At 69.8% G+C, this 18,860-nt stretch carries 16 protein-coding genes and 1 pseudogene; 10 read left to right on the forward strand and 7 right to left on the reverse strand.

The window, feature by feature from the left end; genetic code table 11:
• Positions 1-153 precede the first annotated feature (153 nt).
• Positions 154-1,203 (reverse strand): LacI family DNA-binding transcriptional regulator, encoded by a 1,050-nt coding sequence (locus ACFPIH_RS38035; protein WP_381184208.1) that lies wholly within the window; start codon positions 1,201-1,203, stop codon positions 154-156.
• 180 nt (positions 1,204-1,383) lie between these two features.
• Between ACFPIH_RS38035 and ACFPIH_RS38040 the strand changes: the two genes are divergently transcribed.
• From ACFPIH_RS38040 to ACFPIH_RS38065, 6 genes are all read left to right on the forward strand, one after another.
• Entirely contained in the window at positions 1,384-3,099 is a 1,716-nt protein-coding gene (locus tag ACFPIH_RS38040; protein WP_381184205.1) for a cellulase family glycosylhydrolase, read from the forward strand.
• A gap of 71 nt (positions 3,100-3,170) precedes the next feature.
• Entirely contained in the window at positions 3,171-4,844 is a 1,674-nt protein-coding gene (locus ACFPIH_RS38045) for an ABC transporter substrate-binding protein (protein ID WP_381184202.1), read from the forward strand.
• Between the two features lie 13 nt (positions 4,845-4,857).
• Positions 4,858-5,832, forward strand: coding sequence for an ABC transporter permease (locus ACFPIH_RS38050; RefSeq protein WP_381184199.1), 975 nt, complete (start codon positions 4,858-4,860; stop codon positions 5,830-5,832).
• Entirely contained in the window at positions 5,829-6,758 is a 930-nt protein-coding gene (locus ACFPIH_RS38055) for a carbohydrate ABC transporter permease (protein ID WP_381184196.1), read from the forward strand. Before ACFPIH_RS38050 ends, ACFPIH_RS38055 begins: the two co-directional genes overlap by 4 nt.
• A 132-nt stretch (positions 6,759-6,890) precedes the next feature.
• Entirely contained in the window at positions 6,891-7,178 is a 288-nt protein-coding gene (locus tag ACFPIH_RS38060; protein ID WP_381184193.1) for a DUF2218 domain-containing protein, read from the forward strand.
• The gene (locus ACFPIH_RS38065) at positions 7,175-8,125 is read left to right on the forward strand and encodes an NADP-dependent oxidoreductase (RefSeq protein ID WP_381184191.1); all 951 of its coding nucleotides are present in this window, start codon (positions 7,175-7,177) and stop codon (positions 8,123-8,125) included. Before ACFPIH_RS38060 ends, ACFPIH_RS38065 begins: the two co-directional genes overlap by 4 nt.
• On the opposite strand, the gene pdxR is transcribed toward ACFPIH_RS38065, so the two are convergent.
• Positions 8,112-9,692, reverse strand: a complete 1,581-nt coding sequence (gene pdxR, locus ACFPIH_RS38070) for a MocR-like pyridoxine biosynthesis transcription factor PdxR (protein ID WP_381184188.1) — start codon at positions 9,690-9,692, stop codon at positions 8,112-8,114. The two genes, ACFPIH_RS38065 and pdxR, sit on opposite strands and share 14 nt — an antisense overlap.
• 21 nt (positions 9,693-9,713) lie before the next feature.
• On the opposite strand from pdxR, the gene ACFPIH_RS38075 reads away from it, so the two are divergent.
• Entirely contained in the window at positions 9,714-10,661 is a 948-nt protein-coding gene (locus tag ACFPIH_RS38075; protein WP_381184185.1) for a DMT family transporter, read from the forward strand.
• 344 nt (positions 10,662-11,005) lie between these two features.
• On the opposite strand, the gene ACFPIH_RS38080 is transcribed toward ACFPIH_RS38075, so the two are convergent.
• From ACFPIH_RS38080 to ACFPIH_RS38090, 3 genes are all read right to left on the reverse strand, one after another.
• Positions 11,006-11,500, reverse strand: a complete 495-nt coding sequence (locus ACFPIH_RS38080; RefSeq protein ID WP_381184184.1) for a hypothetical protein — start codon at positions 11,498-11,500, stop codon at positions 11,006-11,008.
• Positions 11,501-11,704: 204 nt separating this feature from the next.
• Positions 11,705-12,004: a hypothetical protein gene (locus ACFPIH_RS38085; RefSeq protein ID WP_381184181.1), complete on the reverse strand. Its 300-nt coding sequence runs from the start codon at positions 12,002-12,004 to the stop codon at positions 11,705-11,707.
• Between the two features lie 37 nt (positions 12,005-12,041).
• Positions 12,042-12,752, reverse strand: a complete 711-nt coding sequence (locus ACFPIH_RS38090; RefSeq protein ID WP_381184179.1) for a sigma-70 family RNA polymerase sigma factor — start codon at positions 12,750-12,752, stop codon at positions 12,042-12,044.
• Positions 12,753-12,786: 34 nt separating this feature from the next.
• On the opposite strand from ACFPIH_RS38090, the pseudogene ACFPIH_RS38095 reads away from it, so the two are divergent.
• Positions 12,787-13,065: pseudogene (locus ACFPIH_RS38095) on the forward strand (carboxymuconolactone decarboxylase family protein); the annotation flags it as partial.
• A 33-nt stretch (positions 13,066-13,098) separates the two neighbouring features.
• On the opposite strand, the gene ACFPIH_RS38100 reads toward ACFPIH_RS38095, so the two are convergent.
• Positions 13,099-13,929: an SDR family oxidoreductase gene (locus ACFPIH_RS38100; protein ID WP_381184176.1), complete on the reverse strand. Its 831-nt coding sequence runs from the start codon at positions 13,927-13,929 to the stop codon at positions 13,099-13,101.
• 68 nt (positions 13,930-13,997) lie between these two features.
• Between ACFPIH_RS38100 and ACFPIH_RS38105 the strand changes: the two genes are divergently transcribed.
• Together ACFPIH_RS38105 and ACFPIH_RS38110 are read left to right on the forward strand one after the other, a co-directional pair.
• Positions 13,998-14,609 carry a TetR/AcrR family transcriptional regulator gene (locus ACFPIH_RS38105; RefSeq protein WP_381184174.1) on the forward strand — a complete coding sequence of 204 codons (612 nt, stop codon included), beginning with the start codon at positions 13,998-14,000 and terminating at the stop codon, positions 14,607-14,609.
• Between the two features lie 387 nt (positions 14,610-14,996).
• Positions 14,997-15,374, forward strand: a complete 378-nt coding sequence (locus ACFPIH_RS38110; RefSeq protein ID WP_381184171.1) for a nuclear transport factor 2 family protein — start codon at positions 14,997-14,999, stop codon at positions 15,372-15,374.
• 298 nt (positions 15,375-15,672) lie between these two features.
• Here ACFPIH_RS38110 and ACFPIH_RS38115 read toward each other — a convergent pair whose 3' ends face one another.
• Positions 15,673-18,720 (reverse strand): alpha-L-rhamnosidase, encoded by a 3,048-nt coding sequence (locus ACFPIH_RS38115; protein WP_381184168.1) that lies wholly within the window; start codon positions 18,718-18,720, stop codon positions 15,673-15,675.
• Between the last annotated feature and the right edge of the window lie 140 nt (positions 18,721-18,860).

The following is an 18,860-nucleotide window of genomic DNA, read 5'->3' on the forward strand; positions in this document are numbered from 1 at the left end:
GTGGAGTGGAGACGGCGTTCATCGTCCGCGAGGCGGCGGGGACTTTCCAGTCTCACGAGAGGAGCGAAAGTTTCTGCCCTCTTGCTCGGATAGTTTCCTGAGGGAGGCTAGTGACGGCCGCCGTCACCGGTCAACGGTCGCGTTGCGCGCCCCTCAGTTCCTGGGCGGAGCCGTACTGCCGCGGACGGTGAGGGTCGTCGCGATCTCCAGCCCGACCTGCGGTGCCTCTTCACCACGACCGAGCGTGAGCGCCATCTCGGTCGCGGCGGCGGCCATCTCGGTCAGCGGCTGGTGGACGGTGGTCAGGGGCGGGTCGACCCAGGCCACGACCGGCAGGTCGTCGAATCCGACGACGCTGAGGTCGTCCGGAATCCGCAGGCCGGCCTCGCGCGCCGCCTGGTACACGCCCAGCGCCTGCAGATCGTTCGCGGTGAAGATCGCGGTCGGGCGTTCGGGCAGGGCGAGCAGGGAACGGGCCGCCTCGCAGCCGTCCTCACCGGTGAGCGGGGCGTGCACGACGAGTTCCGGATCGACCGGCAGACCGGCGGACTGCATCGCGGAGCGGTATCCGTCCAGCCGGGCACAGCAGTACAGCTGGTCCTCAGGGCCGCCGATCATGGCGATGCGGCGGTGCCCGAGTCCGGTGAGATGGCGGGTCGCGGCCCGGCCTCCGGACCAGTTGGTGGCGCCCACGAACGGGACGTCGTCGGGCAGTTCCGTGGCCGGGTCGAAGACGACGAACGGGATCCCTTTCGCCTTCAGTTGCTCGCGCTCGGCCTCGGAGAGCTGGGCCACGGACAGGACGCAGTTGGGACGTCTGGAGACGGTGTCGTCCCAGGTGGGCTCGGCGGTGTCGTGCAGCCCGAACTCGGAGACCATGAGACCGACCCGGTGCCGACGGGCCACCCGCTCGACGCCCCGGATGATCTCGACCGCCCACATGTGCTTGAGCTCCCGGAACACGAGTTCCACGACGTTGTTCCGGCCCGCACCCGTGGGCTTGCGGTAGCCGTACTCGTTGACCAGTGCCTCGACCCGGGCGCGTGTGTCCGCGGAGACCCCCGACTTTCCGTTGATCACCTTGGACACGGTCGGGACGGAGACCCCCGCCGACTCGGCGATGAACGCGATGGTGACCGGCCGGGACAGGTCGCCCTGGCCGCCGTCCTTGTCCGCCGGCCCGTCAGCCGCGTAGTCCGCCAAGGTCGCCTTCCCGGGTCGTATGGGTGTGCCCGGTCATTCTGGCATCTCTTACCGACAGACCTGTGGCCCCGAGCACATCTGCATGTTACTTTCTCCGCCGCGTACAGCGAAAGTTTCCTTCACCGAGAGGCCCGTCCGAAGGGCCCGCGCCACCGCTCCCTCAACCGGAAGGTGCACGTGATGACGAGGAGACTGGCACGATTCCTCCCGCGGAGACTGACGGCACTGCTGCTGGCGGTCGTCCTGCTCCCGCTGCTGCCCGCCACCGCGCAGGCCGACGATCCGCCCGTCCCCCCGCCGAGCGCCCCGGCCGCCCGCAGCATGGTGGCGGCCATGCAGCCCGGCTGGAACCTCGGCAACACCTACGACGCCATCCCCGACGAGACCTCCTGGGGCAACCCGCCGGTGACCAGGGCGCTCCTGAAGAAGGTCAGGTCGCAGGGGTTCAAGAGCATCCGCCTGCCCGTCACCTGGGGCATCCACCAGGGCGCCGCGCCCGGCTACGCGATCGACCCGGCCTGGACGGCGAAGGTCCGGCAGGTCACCGACATGGCGCTGGACGAAGGCCTGTACGTGCTGCTCAACATGCACCACGACTCGTGGATGTGGGTCAACAACCTCTCGACGGACCACGACGCCGTGCTCGCCCGCTACAGCGCCACCTGGACCCAGATCGCGGCGGAGTTCCGTGACGAGCCGTCGAGGCTCGTGTTCGAGAGCATCAACGAGCCGACGTTCAGCGGCACTTCGGGCGACGACGAGAACTACCGGCTGCTGGCCGAGCTCAACCGGGTGTTCCATCGCATCGTCCGCGAGTCCGGCGGCAGGAACGCCACACGTCTGCTCGTCCTGCCCACTCTGTACACGAACGCCGACCAGGGCCGGCTGGACGCGCTGGCCACCGAGCTGACCTCCCTGCGCGATCCCATGGTCGCCACGACGATCCACTTCTACGGCTGGTGGCCGTTCAGCGTGAACATCGCCGGCTACACCCGGTTCGACGCCACCTCGGAGCAGGATCTCACCGCCACCTTCGACCGGGCGTACGGCACCTTCGTCACGCGCGGCATCCCGGTCATCATCGGGGAGTACGCACTGCTGGCCTACGACCACAATCGCCCCGGCATCATCGAACGCGGTGAGCAGCTCAAGTACTTCGAGTTCCTCGGCGACTACGCGCGCCGACGGAAGCTCACCACCATGCTGTGGGACGCCGGTCAGTTCCTGAACCGCGACACTCTCCAGTGGCGGGACCCGGAGCTCTTCGCCCAGATCAAGTCGAGCTGGACCACACGCTCGGGAACCGCCTCCAGCGACATGGTGTTCCTCGCCAAGTCGGCTGCCATCACCAGCCAGACGCTCACCCTCAACACCAACGGCACCGACTTCCAGGGCCTACGCCACGGCTCCCGCAGCCTCGTACGAGGCCAGGACTACACCGTCTCCGGCAACCAGCTCACGCTGGCGGCCGCCACGCTCGGCGAGTTGGCGGGCGACAGGTCGTACGGGGTCAACGCAACGCTGGAGGCCCGGTTCTCCCGCGGTGTCCCGTGGCGGATCGACGTGATCACCTACGACACTCCGCTCCTGTCGAACGCCTCGGGCAGCACCACCGGCCTGAGCATCCCCACCGAGTTCCGCGGGGACAAGCTCGCGACCATGGAGGCCAGGTACGACGACGGGAGCAACGCGGGCCCCGCGAGCTGGACTTCCTACCAGCAGTGGGACATCGCATTCACCGCGTACACCGGCGGCTCGATCAAGCTGACCTCCGACTTCTTCACCTCGCTGCAGGACGACTCCCGGGTGACGCTCACCTTCCACTTCTGGAGCGGCGCCTCGGCCACGTACCACGTCACCAGGACGGGCAGCACCGTCACCGGCACGACTGCCTGACCTCGTCGGTCCCCCCTCTCGCTGAACCCTCGGTTCGCACTGGCGAAAGCAGCCCAGCCATGACTCATGACATGAACCGCAGAACCCTCCTGAGTACGGCCGCGGCCGTCGCCGGTGCGGCCGCGATGGCGCCGTTGCTGTCCGCCTGCGGCGACGGTGCGCGGAACACCGGCGGAGCCAGCACGAAGAAGGGGCTCAAGGCCGCGCTCCCGGCCTTCGTGCCCGACGACTCGATCAAGCCGGACATCCCGTCGGTCGCCGGCCGCGCCGAGATCGCCACCGACCCCGGCTTCCTGACCTACCCGGCCCAGCGGGCCCGGACGGTCGACGGAGTTCCGGGCAGGGGCGGCAGCTACACGGCCGTCACTCCGCTGTGGGGCACCATCCCCTCCCCCGACAACTCCTTCCACCAGGCCATGAACAAGGCCCTGGGTGTCGACCTGGAGATCAAACCCACCGACGGCAACAACTACCTCACCATCGTCCCCACGATGACCTCGGCCAGGAAGCTGCCCGACTGGATCCAGCTGCCGGCCTGGTGGAACTCCGGTTTCAACACCGGCGGTCTGGCCGGCACCCAGCTCGCCGACCTCACTCCGTACCTGGCCGGAGACAGGATCAAGAAGTATCCGAACCTGGCCGCCATACCCAGCGGCGCCTGGCAGGCGGGCGCCTGGGACAACAATGGCGGCCAGATCTACGGCATCCCGTCCTACTCCAGCAGCTGTGTCGTCGCGGGAACCACCTTCTACCGCCGGGACGCCCTGGAGGCCAAGGGCATCACCGCCGAACAGATCACGTCCGCCGACGACTTGTTCCGGCTCGGCAGGGAACTGACCGACGCCAAGCGCGGGGTCTGGGCGTTCGACGACGTGTGGACCTACCTGTTCCCGTTCTGGGGTGTGCCCAACAAGTGGAAGGTCGAGGACGGCAAGCTGATCAACAAGTACGAGACGCCCGAGTTCCTCGATGCGCTCGACTGGCACCACGGGCTCGCCAAGTCCGGCTATGTGCACCCGGATGCCCTGGCAGGACAGGAGGCCTCCGCAGCCACCCGTTTCTACTCGGGGAAGGTTCTCGTCTCCGGCGGCGGCACCGGAGCCTGGAACCTCTCCGACCAGCAGTCCGGTTCGGCGGCCGACAAGAACTACCGCCGCGGTGCGTTCGACGTCTTCTCCGCCGACGGCAACTCCAGGCCGAGCCTCTTTCTGGGCAACTCCACCGGCGTCGTCAGCTATCTCAACAAGAGGCTGAGCAAGGACCGGATCGAGGAGCTGCTGGCGGTGGCCGACTACCTGGCCGCTCCCTACGGTTCGGCCGAGTACACCATGGTGAACTTCGGGGTCGAGGGCGTCCACCACACCATGGCCGAGGGAGTCCCCACCTTCACCGACGCCGGCAAGAAGTACGTGCAGCCCCAGACGTACTCGTTCCTGGCCTCGTGCCCACAGGTGGTCAGCAACCCCGGAGCCGACCAGGTGACCAAGGACTTCACCGCCTGGCAGGCCGCCAACGTCAAGTACCTGTACAAGCCGGTGTTCTGGAACATGAACATCTCCCTGCCGTCCTCTCTCGCCACCGCGGACGCGGCGCAGTCGGTCGAGGACACCATCAAGGACTGCTGTCACGGCAAACAGAAGGTCTCCGACGTCCAGGCGGCGATCTCCGCCTGGAAGAGCAGCGGCGACCGGCTCAAGAGGTGGCTGACGACCAACGTCCTGGAGAAGTACGGCACCGGTCAGTGAGGGGGGCGCAAACGTGACCACCACGGCCCCCGCGAAGGCCGGGAAGAAGACGGCGAAGAGGCCGCCCGCGGCGCACGTCAAGCTCCACTGGCGGATCAGGCTGCGCCGGGACAGGTCCCTGGTCATCATGACGATCCCGGCCGTCGTGCTGCTCCTGATCTTCAACTACGGACCGCTGTTCGGCCTGATCACGGCCTTCCAGTACTACGACCCCCTGGTCGGCGTCCGGCACAGCCCCTGGGCCGGCCTGGAGCAGTTCACCACGCTCTTCCAGGACCCCTTGTTCTGGGCCGCGTTGAAGAACACGCTGTACCTCAGCTTCGTCCAGCTGATCCTCTTCTTCCCGATCCCGATCGTCCTCGCCCTGCTGCTGAACACCGTGCTCAGCGAACGGCTGCGCAATCTCATCCAGTCGATCGTCTACCTTCCCCACTTCTTCTCGTGGGTGCTGACGATCACGATCTTCCAGCAGATGCTCGGCGGGGCCGGCGTGCTCAACCAGTTCCTGCGGCAGCACGACGTCGGCACCTGGGACATCATGACCGACTCGCACACGTTCGCCCTGCTGGTCAGCGCCCAGGCGGTCTGGAAGGAGGCGGGCTGGGGCATCATCGTCTTCCTCGCCGCGCTCGCCGCCATCGACACACATCTGTACGAGGCCGCCACGGTGGACGGCGCCGGCCGCGGGCGCCGGATGTGGCACATCACCCTGCCCGGGATGCGCGGAGTGATCGTACTGATGCTGGTGCTGCGCCTCGGCAACGCGCTCACGGTCGGCTTCGAGCAACTCCTGCTCCAGCGGGTGGCCGTCGGCCACAACGCGGCGGACGTCCTCGACACCTTCTCCTTCTACTACGGCATCGCCACCAACAACTACAGCTACGGAGCGGCCGCGGGGCTCTTCAAGAGCGTCATCTCGTTGTTGCTGATCTGGGGAGCGAACAGACTCGCGCACGTCTTCGGGGAGGACGGGTTGTACCGCACATGAGCACCGCCGTTCCGCTGCGACAGCGCAGCGGCAAACGCCCCGTGTGGGCCGAGCGACCGTCGGCGGCCGGAACCACGGGCAAGAGCGCCGCTCTCACGCTGGTCGTCGCCATCGTCCTGGTACCGCTGTGGATCATCGTGGTCACCAGCTTCTCCACGCAGGCCGCCGTCAACCGGGCCGGCGGCCTGGTGATCCGGCCCGACGGCCTCACGGTGTCCGCCTACCGGGAGATGCTCGCCGACCCGACCGTGCGCACCGCCGTGCTGGTGAGCCTGGGCATCACGATCGTGGGCACCGCCGTCTCGATGGTGGTGTCCGTGCTGTGCGCCTACGGGCTGTCCCGCGCGCGCTCCTACGCGCACCGGCCGATCCTGACGCTGCTGGTCGTCACCATGTTCGTCAGCGGCGGTCTGATCCCCACCTTCCTGGTGGTCACCGGCCTCGGCGGCTACGGCCGGTACTGGTCCCTGATCCTCCCGAGCGCGGTCTCGGTCTTCAACATCCTCGTCCTGCGCACCTTCTACTCCGGCACGTCGGCGGAGCTCATCGACGCCGCCCGCATGGACGGGGCCGGTGACTGGCGGATCCTGTGGTCGGTGGTGCTGCCCACCTCCCGTGCCGTCACCGCGGTGATCACCCTCTTCTACGCGGTCGGCTACTGGAACGCCTTCTTCAACGTCATGCTCTACATGCCCACGGAGAGCCAGAAGTGGCCCCTCCAGTACGTGCTCCTGACGTACGTGAACCGTGGCAACGGCCTGCCGGGTTCCGTCAACAGCGGCTTCGGCAACGCCCACGCGGAGACCGCTCCGCTGTCACTGCAGATGGCCGTGGTGGTGCTGACCCTCGTCCCCCTGCTCGTGGTCTATCCGTTCATGCAGAAACATTTCAGGACCGGTGTACTCACCGGAGCGATCAAGGGCTGACGGCTCCGGGGCCAGTCGTGCTGCGGTGATCCGAGAGGGCGCCGGGCGCGGGACACCGGCATCGGCGCGGTATGCTTCAAAATTAAAACACAGGCTTCGCCCATCCCCTCGCTCTCACCCCGGAGTTCCGCCATGCCCACCTCCCTCGGCCGCGCCGTCACCGACGCCGCCCCCCGCTATGCCAAGCAGCTCACCTCGCACTTCGGCCGGAAGGTTCCCGTCGAGGAGACCCCCGAAGGGTGGCATCGCCTCACCTTCGAGCAGACCGACGTTCTGCTCCAGCCCGGAGAGGACCACCTGCTGATCCGCGTGACCGCGCCCGACGCGTCCACGCTCACCGCCATCCAGGACGTCGTGGGCGGCCACCTGGAACGCTTCGGCCGCCGGGGCGAACTCACGGTCACCTGGGAGCAGTCGTGAAGGCCGTCGTGATCACCGGCTTCGGCGCGGAGCCGCATCTCGCCGACCTGCCCGTGCCGGAGCCGGGGCCGGGAGAAGTGCTGGTCCGCCTGCATGCCGCCGCGCTCAACCCCTTCGACTGGCAGGTCGCCGACGGAGCCCTCAAGGGCGCGGTCGAGCACGCCTTCCCCCTCGTGATGGGCTCGGACGGCGCCGGTGTCGTCGAGCGCATCGGCGACGGCGTGAACCTCTTCCGGCCCGGCGACACCGTCTACGGCCAGTTCATGAACGTCGCCCACGGACGCGGTTCGTACGCCGAGTACGCCCTGGCCTTCGAGGTCGGCAAGATCGCCCGCATGCCCGACGACCTGCACTTCTCCGTCGCCGCGGCGCTGCCCACCGCCAGCGTCACCGCCTACCAGGCCATCGAGGCCGCACGCCTGGACACCGGAGACGTCATCCTCGTCAACGGTGCCTCCGGAGGCGTCGGCCAGTCCGCGATCCAGTTCGCCGCCCACCAGGGAGCCCGGGTGCTGGCCACCGCCACACCCGACATCGCCGACCACCTCCACTCCCTCGGCGCCGACGAGACCATCGACTTCACCGCCGCACCCGCGGCGGAGCAGGTCCTGGCCTCCCATCCCGACGGCATCGACGCCGTCCTCGACCTGATCAGCCGCCCCGGCGGCAACGGCGCCGACGTCCTGGCAGGCCTGCTCAGGCCCGGCGGCATCCTCATCAGCACCAACCACGCCGCGGACCCCGACGCCCTGGCCGTCCGCGAGATCCGCGGTATCAACCTCTCCAGCAGCCCCAGCCGGGCCGAGCTGGAAGCCATCGCCGACCTCGCCGCCGCCGGAAAACTCCGCATCACCATCGACGCCGAGATCCCCCTGGCCGACGCCCCCGCCGCCGTGGCCGACGCCCGCTCGGGCAACGTCCGGGGCAAGCGGGTCATCCATCTCTGAGTACGACCCCGCCGACGCGGGTCCTGCCGGGGTTCAGGCTGCGCAGGGCGGCGCCGATGACGGCGACGCCCTCCTCGATCTCATGGGCGGGGCCCGCCGCGTAGCCGAGTACCAGGCCCGGAGGACCGGGGCTGATCCGGTGCCAGGACAGCGGATGCGCCTTGACCCCCCGTGCGAGAGTGGCCGCGGCGAGGTCGGTGTCACGGAAGCCGCCGCGCGGCTCGCCGAAGGTGACCATCAGGTGCAGGCCGGCGGCCGCTCCGTGGACGCGGGCACCCGGCAGGTGTGCCTCGACGGCCCGCAGCATCACATCCCGGCGTCGACGGTGGCGCAGCCGGACATGGCGCAGATGCCGTTCCAGGTCGCCCGAGTCCATCAGCCGGGCGAGGACCAGCTGGGTGAGGATGCCGTTCCCGAGGTCCGCGTACCGCTTGGCCGTCACGAGGGCGTCCAGCCGGCCCGGCGGTACGAGGAGCCAGCCCACCCGAAGCGCGGGTGCGAGCAGTTTCGAGACACTGCCCGCGTAGCAGACGCCCTCGGGTGTCAGCGAACGCAGCGCCGGTACCGGCGGCCGGTCGTAACGGTGCTCGGCGTCGTAGTCGTCCTCGATCACCACACCGCCCTCGGCCGCCCAGCTCAGCAGTTGGCGACGGCGTTCCCCGTCGAGGACGACACCCGTGGGGAACTGGTGGGCCGGAGTCAGCAGCACCGCACGAGCACCACTGGCACGCAGCGCACCGACGTCGAGGCCGCCGGCGTCCACCGGGACGGGGACGATCGCATGGCCCCCATATTCCAACTGCTGGCGTGCTCCCAGGGATCCGGGGTCTTCGACGGCGATACGGCGGATCCCGTCCGCTCGCAGGAGCTGCCCGAGCAGACCGAGCGCCTGTGCCACCCCCGCGACCACCACCACCTCGTCCGGGTCGGCGCGGATGCCGCGGTTGCGGGCCAGCCAGCCGGCCACGGCCCGCCGGAGGGCGAGGGCGCCCCGGGGGTCGCCGTAGCCGAAGTCGGCCGGGGTGACACCGGCGAGGACGGCACGCTCGGCGCGCAGCCACTCGGTGCGGGGGAAGGCGGCGAGGTCGGGGACACCCGGCGAGAGATCGATCCGGCAGGACAGGGCACGCAGCGCGTCGACGACGCCCTCGCGGTCGGCCGAGCCGAAGAGCGCGGGCCCGGCTCCCGCCGCGCCGCGGGCGCGGTCGCGGTCGCGGGGCGCCGCGGGAGCCGCCACCACCACCGTTCCGAGCCGGCCGCGACCGGCGATCTGACCGGACTCGGCGAGCCGCCGGTAGGCCTCGGTGACCACACCCCGGGTGACACGCAGCTCTTCGGCGAGCACGCGGCTCGCGGGCAGCCGTGCTCCGACGGGCAGCCGGCCGTCGGCGATGGCCGACCGCAGCCGCTCGGCGAGCCAGGCGGTACGCCCGCCGGGCGGCGCCTGGCTGACGTCCAGCTGAAGAAAGTCCGAGCCGACGGGCGCGCCGGCGTCCGGGGCGGCCGTCGGGTGTGGCCTTTTGGACCTCTCGAACGATGGCTTTGTGGACCTGCCCATGGCGTCCATTGTGAGGGCAGGGTGGACGGCATGGACACACCTTCCGCTCCGTTCGCCCAGCTTGTCCCGGGGATGGTCGGGATGGCGCTCGTCGGCAGCAGCGTCACCATCTCGCACACCCTCGTCGACGCCCCGTTGTTCACCGCCCAGGCCGTCCGGTACGCGGCCGCGACCGCGATCCTCGTGGTCGTCGCCCACCTCGCCGGTGCCCGCCCGGTGTGGCCACGGGGACGGGAGTGGCTGTGGCTGTCCGGGCTCGCGGTCACCGGTCTGGTGCTGTTCAACGTGGCCGTCGTCCGGGGCGTCGCGCATGCGGAGCCCGCGGTGGTCGCCGTCGCGGTGGCGTGCGTACCGCTGGTTCTCGGGGTGGTGGGCCCGCTGCTGGAGCGGCGCAGGCCGAGCCGGCAGGTCCTGTTGGCGGCGCCGGTCGTCATGACGGGCGCGGTGCTGGTGGAGGGAACCGGCCGTACCGATGCCGTCGGGGTGGCCTGGGCGGCGCTCGCCCTGGGCTGCGAGGCCGGGTTCACGCTGCTCGCGGTGCCGGTACTGCCACGGCACACCCCGTGGGGGGTGTCCGTGCACGCCACATGGCTGGGCGGGGTGCTGCTGGCCGTGCTCGGCGCGACGCGGGAAGGGCCTTCGGCCGCACGGGAGTTGTCGGGCGCCCAGTGGGCGGCAGTCGGCTACCTGGCGCTGATGGTGACGGCGGTCGCCTTCGTACTGTGGTACTCGACGGTACGCTCCGTCGGGGCCGGGCGGGCCGGACTGCTCACCGGTATCGCGCCACTGGCGGCGGCGGCCGTCGGTACCGTCTCGGGCACCGGCGTGCCAGGGCCGACGGTATGGCTGGGGATCGGCGTGGTGATCGCCGGCCTGATCGTCGGGCTGCGGCCACGCGACGTTCCCGCCGGGGAACTCACGGACATGGATCACCTGGCCCCGGCGGGTTCCCCGCCCGCCTCGGTGCGCTCCGAGTGACGGCGCGAACTCGCTTGCTCCTCCTGGTCACATCGACACGGTCCGCGCCTGGGACTCCTCCGGCAGGGAGATCGCAGTCTGAGGCCAACGGCCTCACCGGGGCCCCGGGGAGCGACGACCGAACGGCGTCGTTCCCCGGGCCATGGAGCGCCTCGCCGTCCGGGGCGAAGCGGGAGCCGTGACAGGGGCACTCCCATGCCTATCGGCGCGTCCATCCCGCCGTGCCCGGCTCAACATCGACACCACGCCCGACGGCCACGGTGACCTCGGCTCCCTCGACCTCAGCGACAACTCCCTGTCCCGGGAACGGCTCGCAGCGGCCGGCGACGACGGTGCCGCCCGTGTCAGAAGACGAATGGCCCGGGAAACAGCGGAGCACGCGGCGAGCAGATGATCGTGAGCCCCCAGATCTGGATGCGCAGCTGGGAACCGGTGCCCCAGGAGTCGAGGATGTCGCCCGGTGTCACCCAGGCGTGGAGCGGGCCGACGGTGAGCGGGTCACCCACGGTGAGGGTGGGGTTGGCCAAGGGCCCGGTGAAGGCGATCGGCCACGAGCCGTCGGTCCTGGCGAGCTGCAGGGTGGAGGTGAGGCTGTCCGCCTGGACCGGGAGCGGAACGGTGATCGAGGGCAGGGTGACCGTGATCGTCGCCGAGGTCCCCAACTGGGTGGCCGTGAACTCGGCGTCGGACAAGCCCCATTGCCCGCAGTTGTACGGCGCCGAGGCCCGGTCCGGTGTCACCGCGCCCGCCCCGGGCGCCAGCGCCACGGTGCCGGCCAACAGGGTGGCGGAAACGGCGGCCAATACGGCGGCACGTAACTTCCGCGTCGTACGTCTCATGGCTTCACTCCTCCTGCACGGACCTTCCATTCCTGACGGCCTGTCAGGTATGGCCCTCATTGACGCGCGGGGACCTTGAGAAGACAAGCGGCACGATCCGCCCTCCGGGCAGGTCCGGATAACGGGTGTGTTGTGCAGGGCTGCTGGGAAGGCGCAGCGACGGGTGGCGACGGGAGCCACTCCGGCCGCGGCTGCCTCGGCCAGTTACATGGCGAGGGTCTCGGGATCGCCCGTCTTGTTGGGGAGGGGACGAGGCTGCGAAGCAGAGTCCTCCACCGCCGACAGTGATGTGGACGAGCCACCGGAGAACAGGCCCGAGAGACCGCCGCCGAGGGCACCGAGGAGCAGGCCGCCAGGTGGGGTGGGTTCGCACAGTGCGGGGTCGGAGGCCCGGGTGCAGGCCGCTCCGACCCCGGCGTTGACGGCGGCCGAGGTGGCGGTGGCAGCGGTGCTGTCCGCTTCGAGGCCGAGGAGTTCGACGGCGCCCGCTCCGGCGGCGGGCATGAGGTGGCCGCTCGGCGGCGACTGCCTCGGCAGGGGCTCACGCCGGATCCGGCAGGTCCATCAGCGCGAGCTTTATGATCCCCGGGAGGCCGTTGACGAGCACCGTCCGCCCCTGAGTGGCTGCGCCGGCGGACAGTTGCGCGCCGGCTGCGACCTTGGTGGCACCGAGGGTGACGACCACGCCGGACGGGGTGTCGACGGTCAGTTTCACCTCGGGGTCGAGTACCCGCAGCAACTCCTCGAAGTCGCCGCGGCGAGCCGCCGCCAGGAAGGCCTGGACCACCTCTCGCTGCTCCCGTCCGACGGCGGTCGGCCGCTCAATCGTCTGCACCTTTCTGCGGGCGCGGCTGGCGAGCATCTTGGTGGCGGCGGTGGACCTGCCGAGGATCTGGCCGATCTCGTCGAACGGCACCGCGAACAGGTCGTGCAGCACGAACGCCAGCCGCTCGCCCGGCCCGAGCGACTCCAGAACGACGAGGAGCGCGGGCCCGACCGAGTCGGCGAGCACCGCGTCGTCCTCGGGAGCAGGATGGTCGTCGAGCATCACCACGAGCTCGGACAGACCGTCGTCGTAGGACGCCTCCGGGCGGGCCTGGCGCGATCGCAGGACATCGAGGCTGATCCGGCCGACCACCGTGGTCAGCCAGCCGGCGAGGTTGCGGATGGTCGCCGTGTCCTGGCGGGAGAGCCGCAGCCAGGCCTCCTGGACCACGTCCTCGGCGTCGGCGTCGGCGTGCGACCCGAGCACGCGGTGGGCGACCGCGCGCAGCCGGTCCCGCTGGGCCTCGAACGCCGGTGAGACGGAGGAACGGCTGCACCACGTGGTCGCGTGGCGCGAAACGCCCTTCTACACCGATGAGGAGCGGGCTGCCCTCGCCCTGACCGAGGCCGCCACCCGGCTCCAGGACGGCGCGGCGGGCGTGACCGACGAGATCTGGGACGCCGCCGCCGACCACTTCAGCGAAAAGCAGCTGGGCGCGATCACTCTGGAGATCGCGATGACCAACTTCTTCAACCGGATCAACCGCACGGTCCGGGAGCAGGCCGACAGGACCTGGTGAGTCGGGCGGGCCGCCGACCCCGGGTGTTCCGTGTCAGGCGCCCGGAGTGAGACGGCCGGCGTGGACGGCCGCGACGACCCCGCCGTCCACGAGCAGGTCACTGCCGGTGATGAAGGTGGCACCGGGGCCGAGCAGGAAGGCGGCGGCCTCGGCGATGTCGTCGGGAGTGCCCAGGCGACCGGTTCCCGATGCGGAGATCATGGCGCGCATGATCTGGCCGCTGTCGCCGTCGAGTTCCTGCTGTCCCATGGGAGTGGCGATCACGCCGGGGCTGATGGAATTGATCCGGGCTCCCCTCTCGCCCCAGGGGGCGCTGGCGGCCTGGACGCGCAGCCGGTTGCCGTACTTGGCCAGTGGATAGGCGCCCTGTCCCGCGACATCCGGATCGGTGAAGGGCAGGTCCAGCAGATCGTCGGCGGGTGTGTGGGCGAGAGCCTGCTCCTGCTCCGTGCTGAGGGGGACGGGCAGCATGTGCCCGGCCATGCTGGAGATCACCAGGCCGGCTCCGCCGGGCGCGACGACCCGCCCGAACTCCTCCAGGACCAACGCCGTACCGAGGAGGTCCACCTTCAGGACAGCGGCGGCGGGGGCCTGAACGGGGGAGAGACCCGCGGTGTGCACGACCTGTGCGACGGGGCCGAGCTGCGCCGCCGAGTTCGCGAGAGCGGCGACCGAAGGGCGTGAGGAGACGTCCACCGTCTGTGTGACGATGTCGTGCCCCTGCCCGCGCAGGAGATCCGCGACGGAGGCGAGGGTCTCCTCGTTGAAGTCGGCGAGCAGCACCTTGTTGCCCGTGCCCTGGCGCCGGGCGATGGCCTGTCCCATTCCGCCCGCACCGATGACGACGACCACGTTCGCACCCATGGGCACCTCCAATAACGTTACTATCCGTTTCGTAATTGTGGAGTGTACCTCTCGTAGGATGGGCCGCTATGGATGAGGTGCGGCGGCCTGGGCGGCCCCGGGACGCGGCCAGGGACGAGGCCATCCTCGACGCAACGCGGGAAGTCCTCCTGCGCGACGGCTATGCCGGTCTGTCGATGGAGAAGGTCGCTGCCACGGCCAGGGTCGGCAAACCCACGATCTACCGCCGCTGGTCCTCCAAGGCGACCCTCGTCGGCGATGCCGTGCTGCACAGCTTTCTCACTGCCGTGCCCGGCATCCGCCTGCCCGGCCAGCACATCACCGACGGCCCCGCCCAGCAGTTGACTGCCTGGTTCCGGGCCTACGCCGAATGGGTCGGCGACCCGCGCCATGCGGCCATGATCCTGGCTTTGACCGCTGCCGCCGCGGAGAGCCCGCACGACGCCGAAAGCCTCTATCGGCACCACACCCGCGCGCAGCACGAGGCCCTCGTGAGCTGTCTGCGTGCGGGAGTGACGAGCGGCGAATTCCGCGCCGACGCCGACCTCGAAGCGGTCGCCGACGCTCTCATCGGCTCCGTCCTCTACCAACTCCTCACCCGCACAAGCAGCGCCTCACCTCACCGAACCGAGCACCTGCTCGATGTTCTGCTGGCCGGACTGCGCACCACTGATCGCTGAGCCCTTTCAGCGTTTGAATGACGACATTCGATACGCCAGGACTTCAGACGTGCCGCCCCCGCTGCCGGTGTTCCCGCCCGCGCGATCTCCTGTGCGCCCCGAGAATGAGCCGGATGTACCTCCCGAGTACCACGGCCTCTTCCTTCCCCCGGGGGAACTCCGTGGCCCCCTTTCTCTACCGGCTGGGACGGTTCGCTGTCCGGCGACGCCGCGCGGTCGTCCTGTTGTGGATCGTCGTACGGGCGGTCGTCGGACTGGCGGACAACAAGGCCGAGGTCGAGTCGCTGACTGCGGTCTTCGGTGTGGGCGGCTGCTCGAGGGGCGGTGTGCCAGGTTCGCCCCTGCGCTCCCAAGGGGGGTGTCAGTGGCTCGTGCAAGGGTGCCCCCATGGAACCTTCGGGAGTGGTTGAGGCATTGTGGGATCGGATCCAGGCGCGCGATTGGTCAGGTGTCGCCGACTTGGTCGCAGAGGACGTCGTGGTCGAGTGGCCGATCAGCGCGGAGCGCATCGTCGGCAACAAGAACTTCGTCGCGGTGAACAGCGAATATCCGGGGGGCTGGTCGATCCGGGTGCTGCGGATCGTGGCTGACGGCAGCGAGGTGGTCTCCGAAGTCGAGGTGCCGCATGACGAGTTCGGCGTGTTCCGTGCGGCCTCGTTCTGGACCGTCCAGCAGGGACGGATCGTGCGCGGACGGGAGTACTGGACGAGTGTGGGGGCTGATCCGCGCCCGGCGTGGCGGACGGCTCTGGTTGAGCCCATGTGAGGCGGTTGCCGCTCGCAGCGGGGTTCCGGCTGATGTGTCCGTGCCGTAGCAAGGGCCGCGCGGGTTGGGTGAGTTGTGAAGCCGACCTGGGCCCGCGGGGCAGTCCGGACTTCGCGAAGCACGAGGTGGGGAACGCCGCAGGGCGGCCGGCGCCGGGCGCAAGCCGAAGCTGGTCTTCTGCGAACCGGCTGCTTCGTGCCAGGGCCACCATCAGCGCCGACCACCTCGGACAGCGGCGCGGAGGGAGTCGCCAGAACCGGCGCCGTCGGCAAAAAAAGCGCTGCCTCGCCTTCCCTCGTCAGCGCAGGTCGGCGGTCAGCCGATAGCGGCCCGAAGGCAAGCGATACGTGGACACCCCGTCCGAGTGGCCGAGGAACCGCACACCGCTCACTCGTGCCAAAGGGGTACGCCCCTCGTGGACCGAACCGGCGGAGGCGGCCGGAAGGCGGAGGGTGGCCTCACTGTTCGCGGGCACGACCGCTTCGTACGCCAGGGCCCTGCCCCCGCCCTCGACCGCCCACGCGCTCCGGATCTCGCCGTACGGCGACTCGTAGGTGCCGGAGACCCGTGTGATCTTCCCCGTGGGATCGAGGTGGGGTTGGAGAAGGAAGCGCTGGAAGCCGGGGCTGTCCGGGTCGCGGGCGATGCCGGCCATGTAGGCGTACATCCACTCCATGATCGCGCCGTAGGCGTAGTGGTTGAAGGAGTTCATGCCGACCGGGCCGAACCCGGCGTCCTCGGAGTAGGAGTTCCATCGCTCCCAGACCGTGGTGGCACCGTTCTTCACCGAGAACAGCCAGGACGGCAGCGCGTCCTGGTGCAGCAGCTTGTACGCCAGGTCCGCGCGTCCCTCGTCGGTGAGGACGGGGGCGAGGACGTTGACGCCGAGGAAGCCGACAGACAGCGTGTTCTCGGCGTACCGGACCCGGATGCTGTCCGGGTGCGCCTCCTTGTACGCCGCGTCGTTGCCGATGTTGTCCGCCAGATGGCCGACGAGGGCGCGGCGCTGGGCCTCCGTTTCGTAGAAGCCGAGCTTGAGGACCCACAGCAACGCGCTCTGGGTGTTGTCCTCCGTCTTCTGGTGGGGATCGGAGCCCGGTTCGATCGGAGAGGCCTCGCCCAGGCTGGACCTGACGGTGACTCGGCCGCCGTCGCTGCTCAGGTACTTGGTGATGAACGCCTGCTTGATGTGCCCGAAGAGCCGCTCGTACTCCGCGGCCTCCGCGGCCCGGCCGATCGCACGGGCCATCTTCGCCATCAACTGGGCCGAGTAGCCGTAGTAGACGTCGCTCATCAGCTGGGCGCTGGTCTTCTGCGGGGCGAGCCAGTCGCCGGTGAGGGATCCCTGCCCGGCGTAGGTGTCGCCGGTCTGCCGCCGGATCCAGTCCAGGTAGCGCGTCATCGACGGCCAGTTGCGCTCGACAATGGCGGTGTCGCCGGTCATCTGCCACACGGTCCAGGGCAGGACGACACCGCAGTCCGCCCAACCGCTGCCGCCGCCGGGGAAGTTGTAGCGTCCGCCGGGGGCGACGCCGGTGTACTGCGCCTTGTCCGCTCCGTAGATGGCCTGGGAGTCGACCACAGTGTCCTGGAAGTGGCTGAGGAAGACACCGGCGTCCACGTTGTAGAGGCCGGTCGTGGCGAAGACCTGGGTGTCGCCGGTCCAGCCGAGGCGTTCGTCGCGCTGCGGGCAGTCGGTGGGCACCCAGAGGTAGTTGCCTCGCTGGCCCCAACGGATATTGCTCGCCAGCTTGTTGACGTCGGGATCGTTCGTCGTGACGGTCCCCGTCTCGCGGACGGCGGAGGTGGCGACCTTGCCCGTCAGCCGGGTGACCGTGACGGTCTCCGACGCCGTGACGGACACATAGCGGAAGCCGTAGAAGGTCAGGGAGTCCTGATGGGTCTCCCCCTGCGGGTCGCCCTTGAGGATGTACGTGCTGGTGGCCTTGGCGCTGCGCAGGTTGGCCCGGTAGACGGAACCCTCGGGGCCGTCCGCGCCGGCGCTGTCGTCGTTGAGCATCTCGCCGAACCTGAACTCGACCTCGGCGCCGGCCGGGCCGCGCACGCCGTAGCGGGCCACGCCGACCATGTTCTGGCCGAGGTCGAAGACGGCGGTCTCGCCGCTGCCGATGGTGACCGGGGCGGAGGCCGCCTTCGCGGGGTCGGTCACCGTACGGGCCGGGTCCACGACGATGCGCCCTCTGCCGTTGGGGCTGCCGTCCTGGCCCGTCACACCGGTGGCGACGGTGATCGACCGCGGCCGCTGGTCCCAGCGGTCGATGAAACGCGCGGTCTCGCCCGGGTAGGCGAGCAGTCGCACGTCCGGGTACCTGTCCTCGAAGGCGACGCGTTCCACGTCCGACCAAGCGGCGTCGTCGAACCCGTGGGAGGTCCAGCCCGGCAGTTCCTCGCGGGCGTCGTACGTCTGGCCGTCATAGATGTCGTCGGCCCGAATGGGACCGGTGTCGGTGGCCTTCCAGCCGCCGTCCGTCCCGGTGACGACCGTCTGTGCCGTCCCGTCCGAGTAGCGGATCAGCAGCTTCGCCTTGACCGCGAGGGCGTTGCCGTCCTTCGAGTAGTAGGTGCTGCCGTCGGAGACCCGCCCGTTGTACCAGCCGTTGCCCAGGACGACGGCGAGCGTGACGTCGGGTGCGCGCGGCACGAGGTCGGTGACGTCGTACGTCATGTAGTCGACGCGTGCGTCGTAGTTCGTCCAGCCCGGCGGCAGGAGTTCGATCGTGGGATCGCCGTCCTGTTCGACCGTCACCCGGTGACCGTTGACGTAGGCCTCGTACACACCGAGGGCTGTGATGTACAGCCGCGCCTCGCGCACCTGCCGACGCCGTCCGATCCTGAGGTTCTCCTCCTTCCGCAGCATGGGGGCGCCGGCCGAGTTGGGGGCTTTCCCCCTCATCCCGATCCACTGCGCGCCGTCCCAGCCGGCCACACCGTCGGTGCTCATCAGGCCGGTCTCGAAGGAGGAGGGAGGCGCGGTGCCGACCGTACGGCCCTCGGCGTCCCAGACACTGACAGTCCAGTGGTAGCGGGTCGAGGCGCGCAGCGGCTCACCCGCGTAGGGGACGGCCACCGAGTCCGAGGAGCGCACCCGCCCGCTGTTCCAGATGTCGGCGCGCGCGGCGGTCAGCCTGTCCGGGGAGCCGGCGACGAGGATCTGGTACGACCCCTGCCGCCAGCCCCGGGTGGCGGACCGCGTACGCCACCCGAAGCGCGGGCGGTCGGCGTCCACACCGAGGGGATCGGTGCGGTGTTCCACTGTCAGCCCCTCTACGGGGCCGCCGTGCGGGCGGGGGGACTCTTCCGCCGCCGCACTCGTTCCTTCTGCCATGGCACTGGCTCCTATCGACATGGCACCGGCTGTCGCTGCGAGTACGGTCCGGCGACGTAAAGCCGGTCCGTACACCGGCCCGTGACCGCGAGGGGTCTTCACCTCCCGGGCCTCGCGGACCTCGTGGACTTCGCGGTCGG

It is taken from the genome of Streptomyces vulcanius, assembly GCF_042653945.1.
In the GTDB taxonomy this organism is placed as follows: Bacteria; Actinomycetota; Actinomycetes; order Streptomycetales; family Streptomycetaceae; genus Streptomyces; species Streptomyces mangrovi.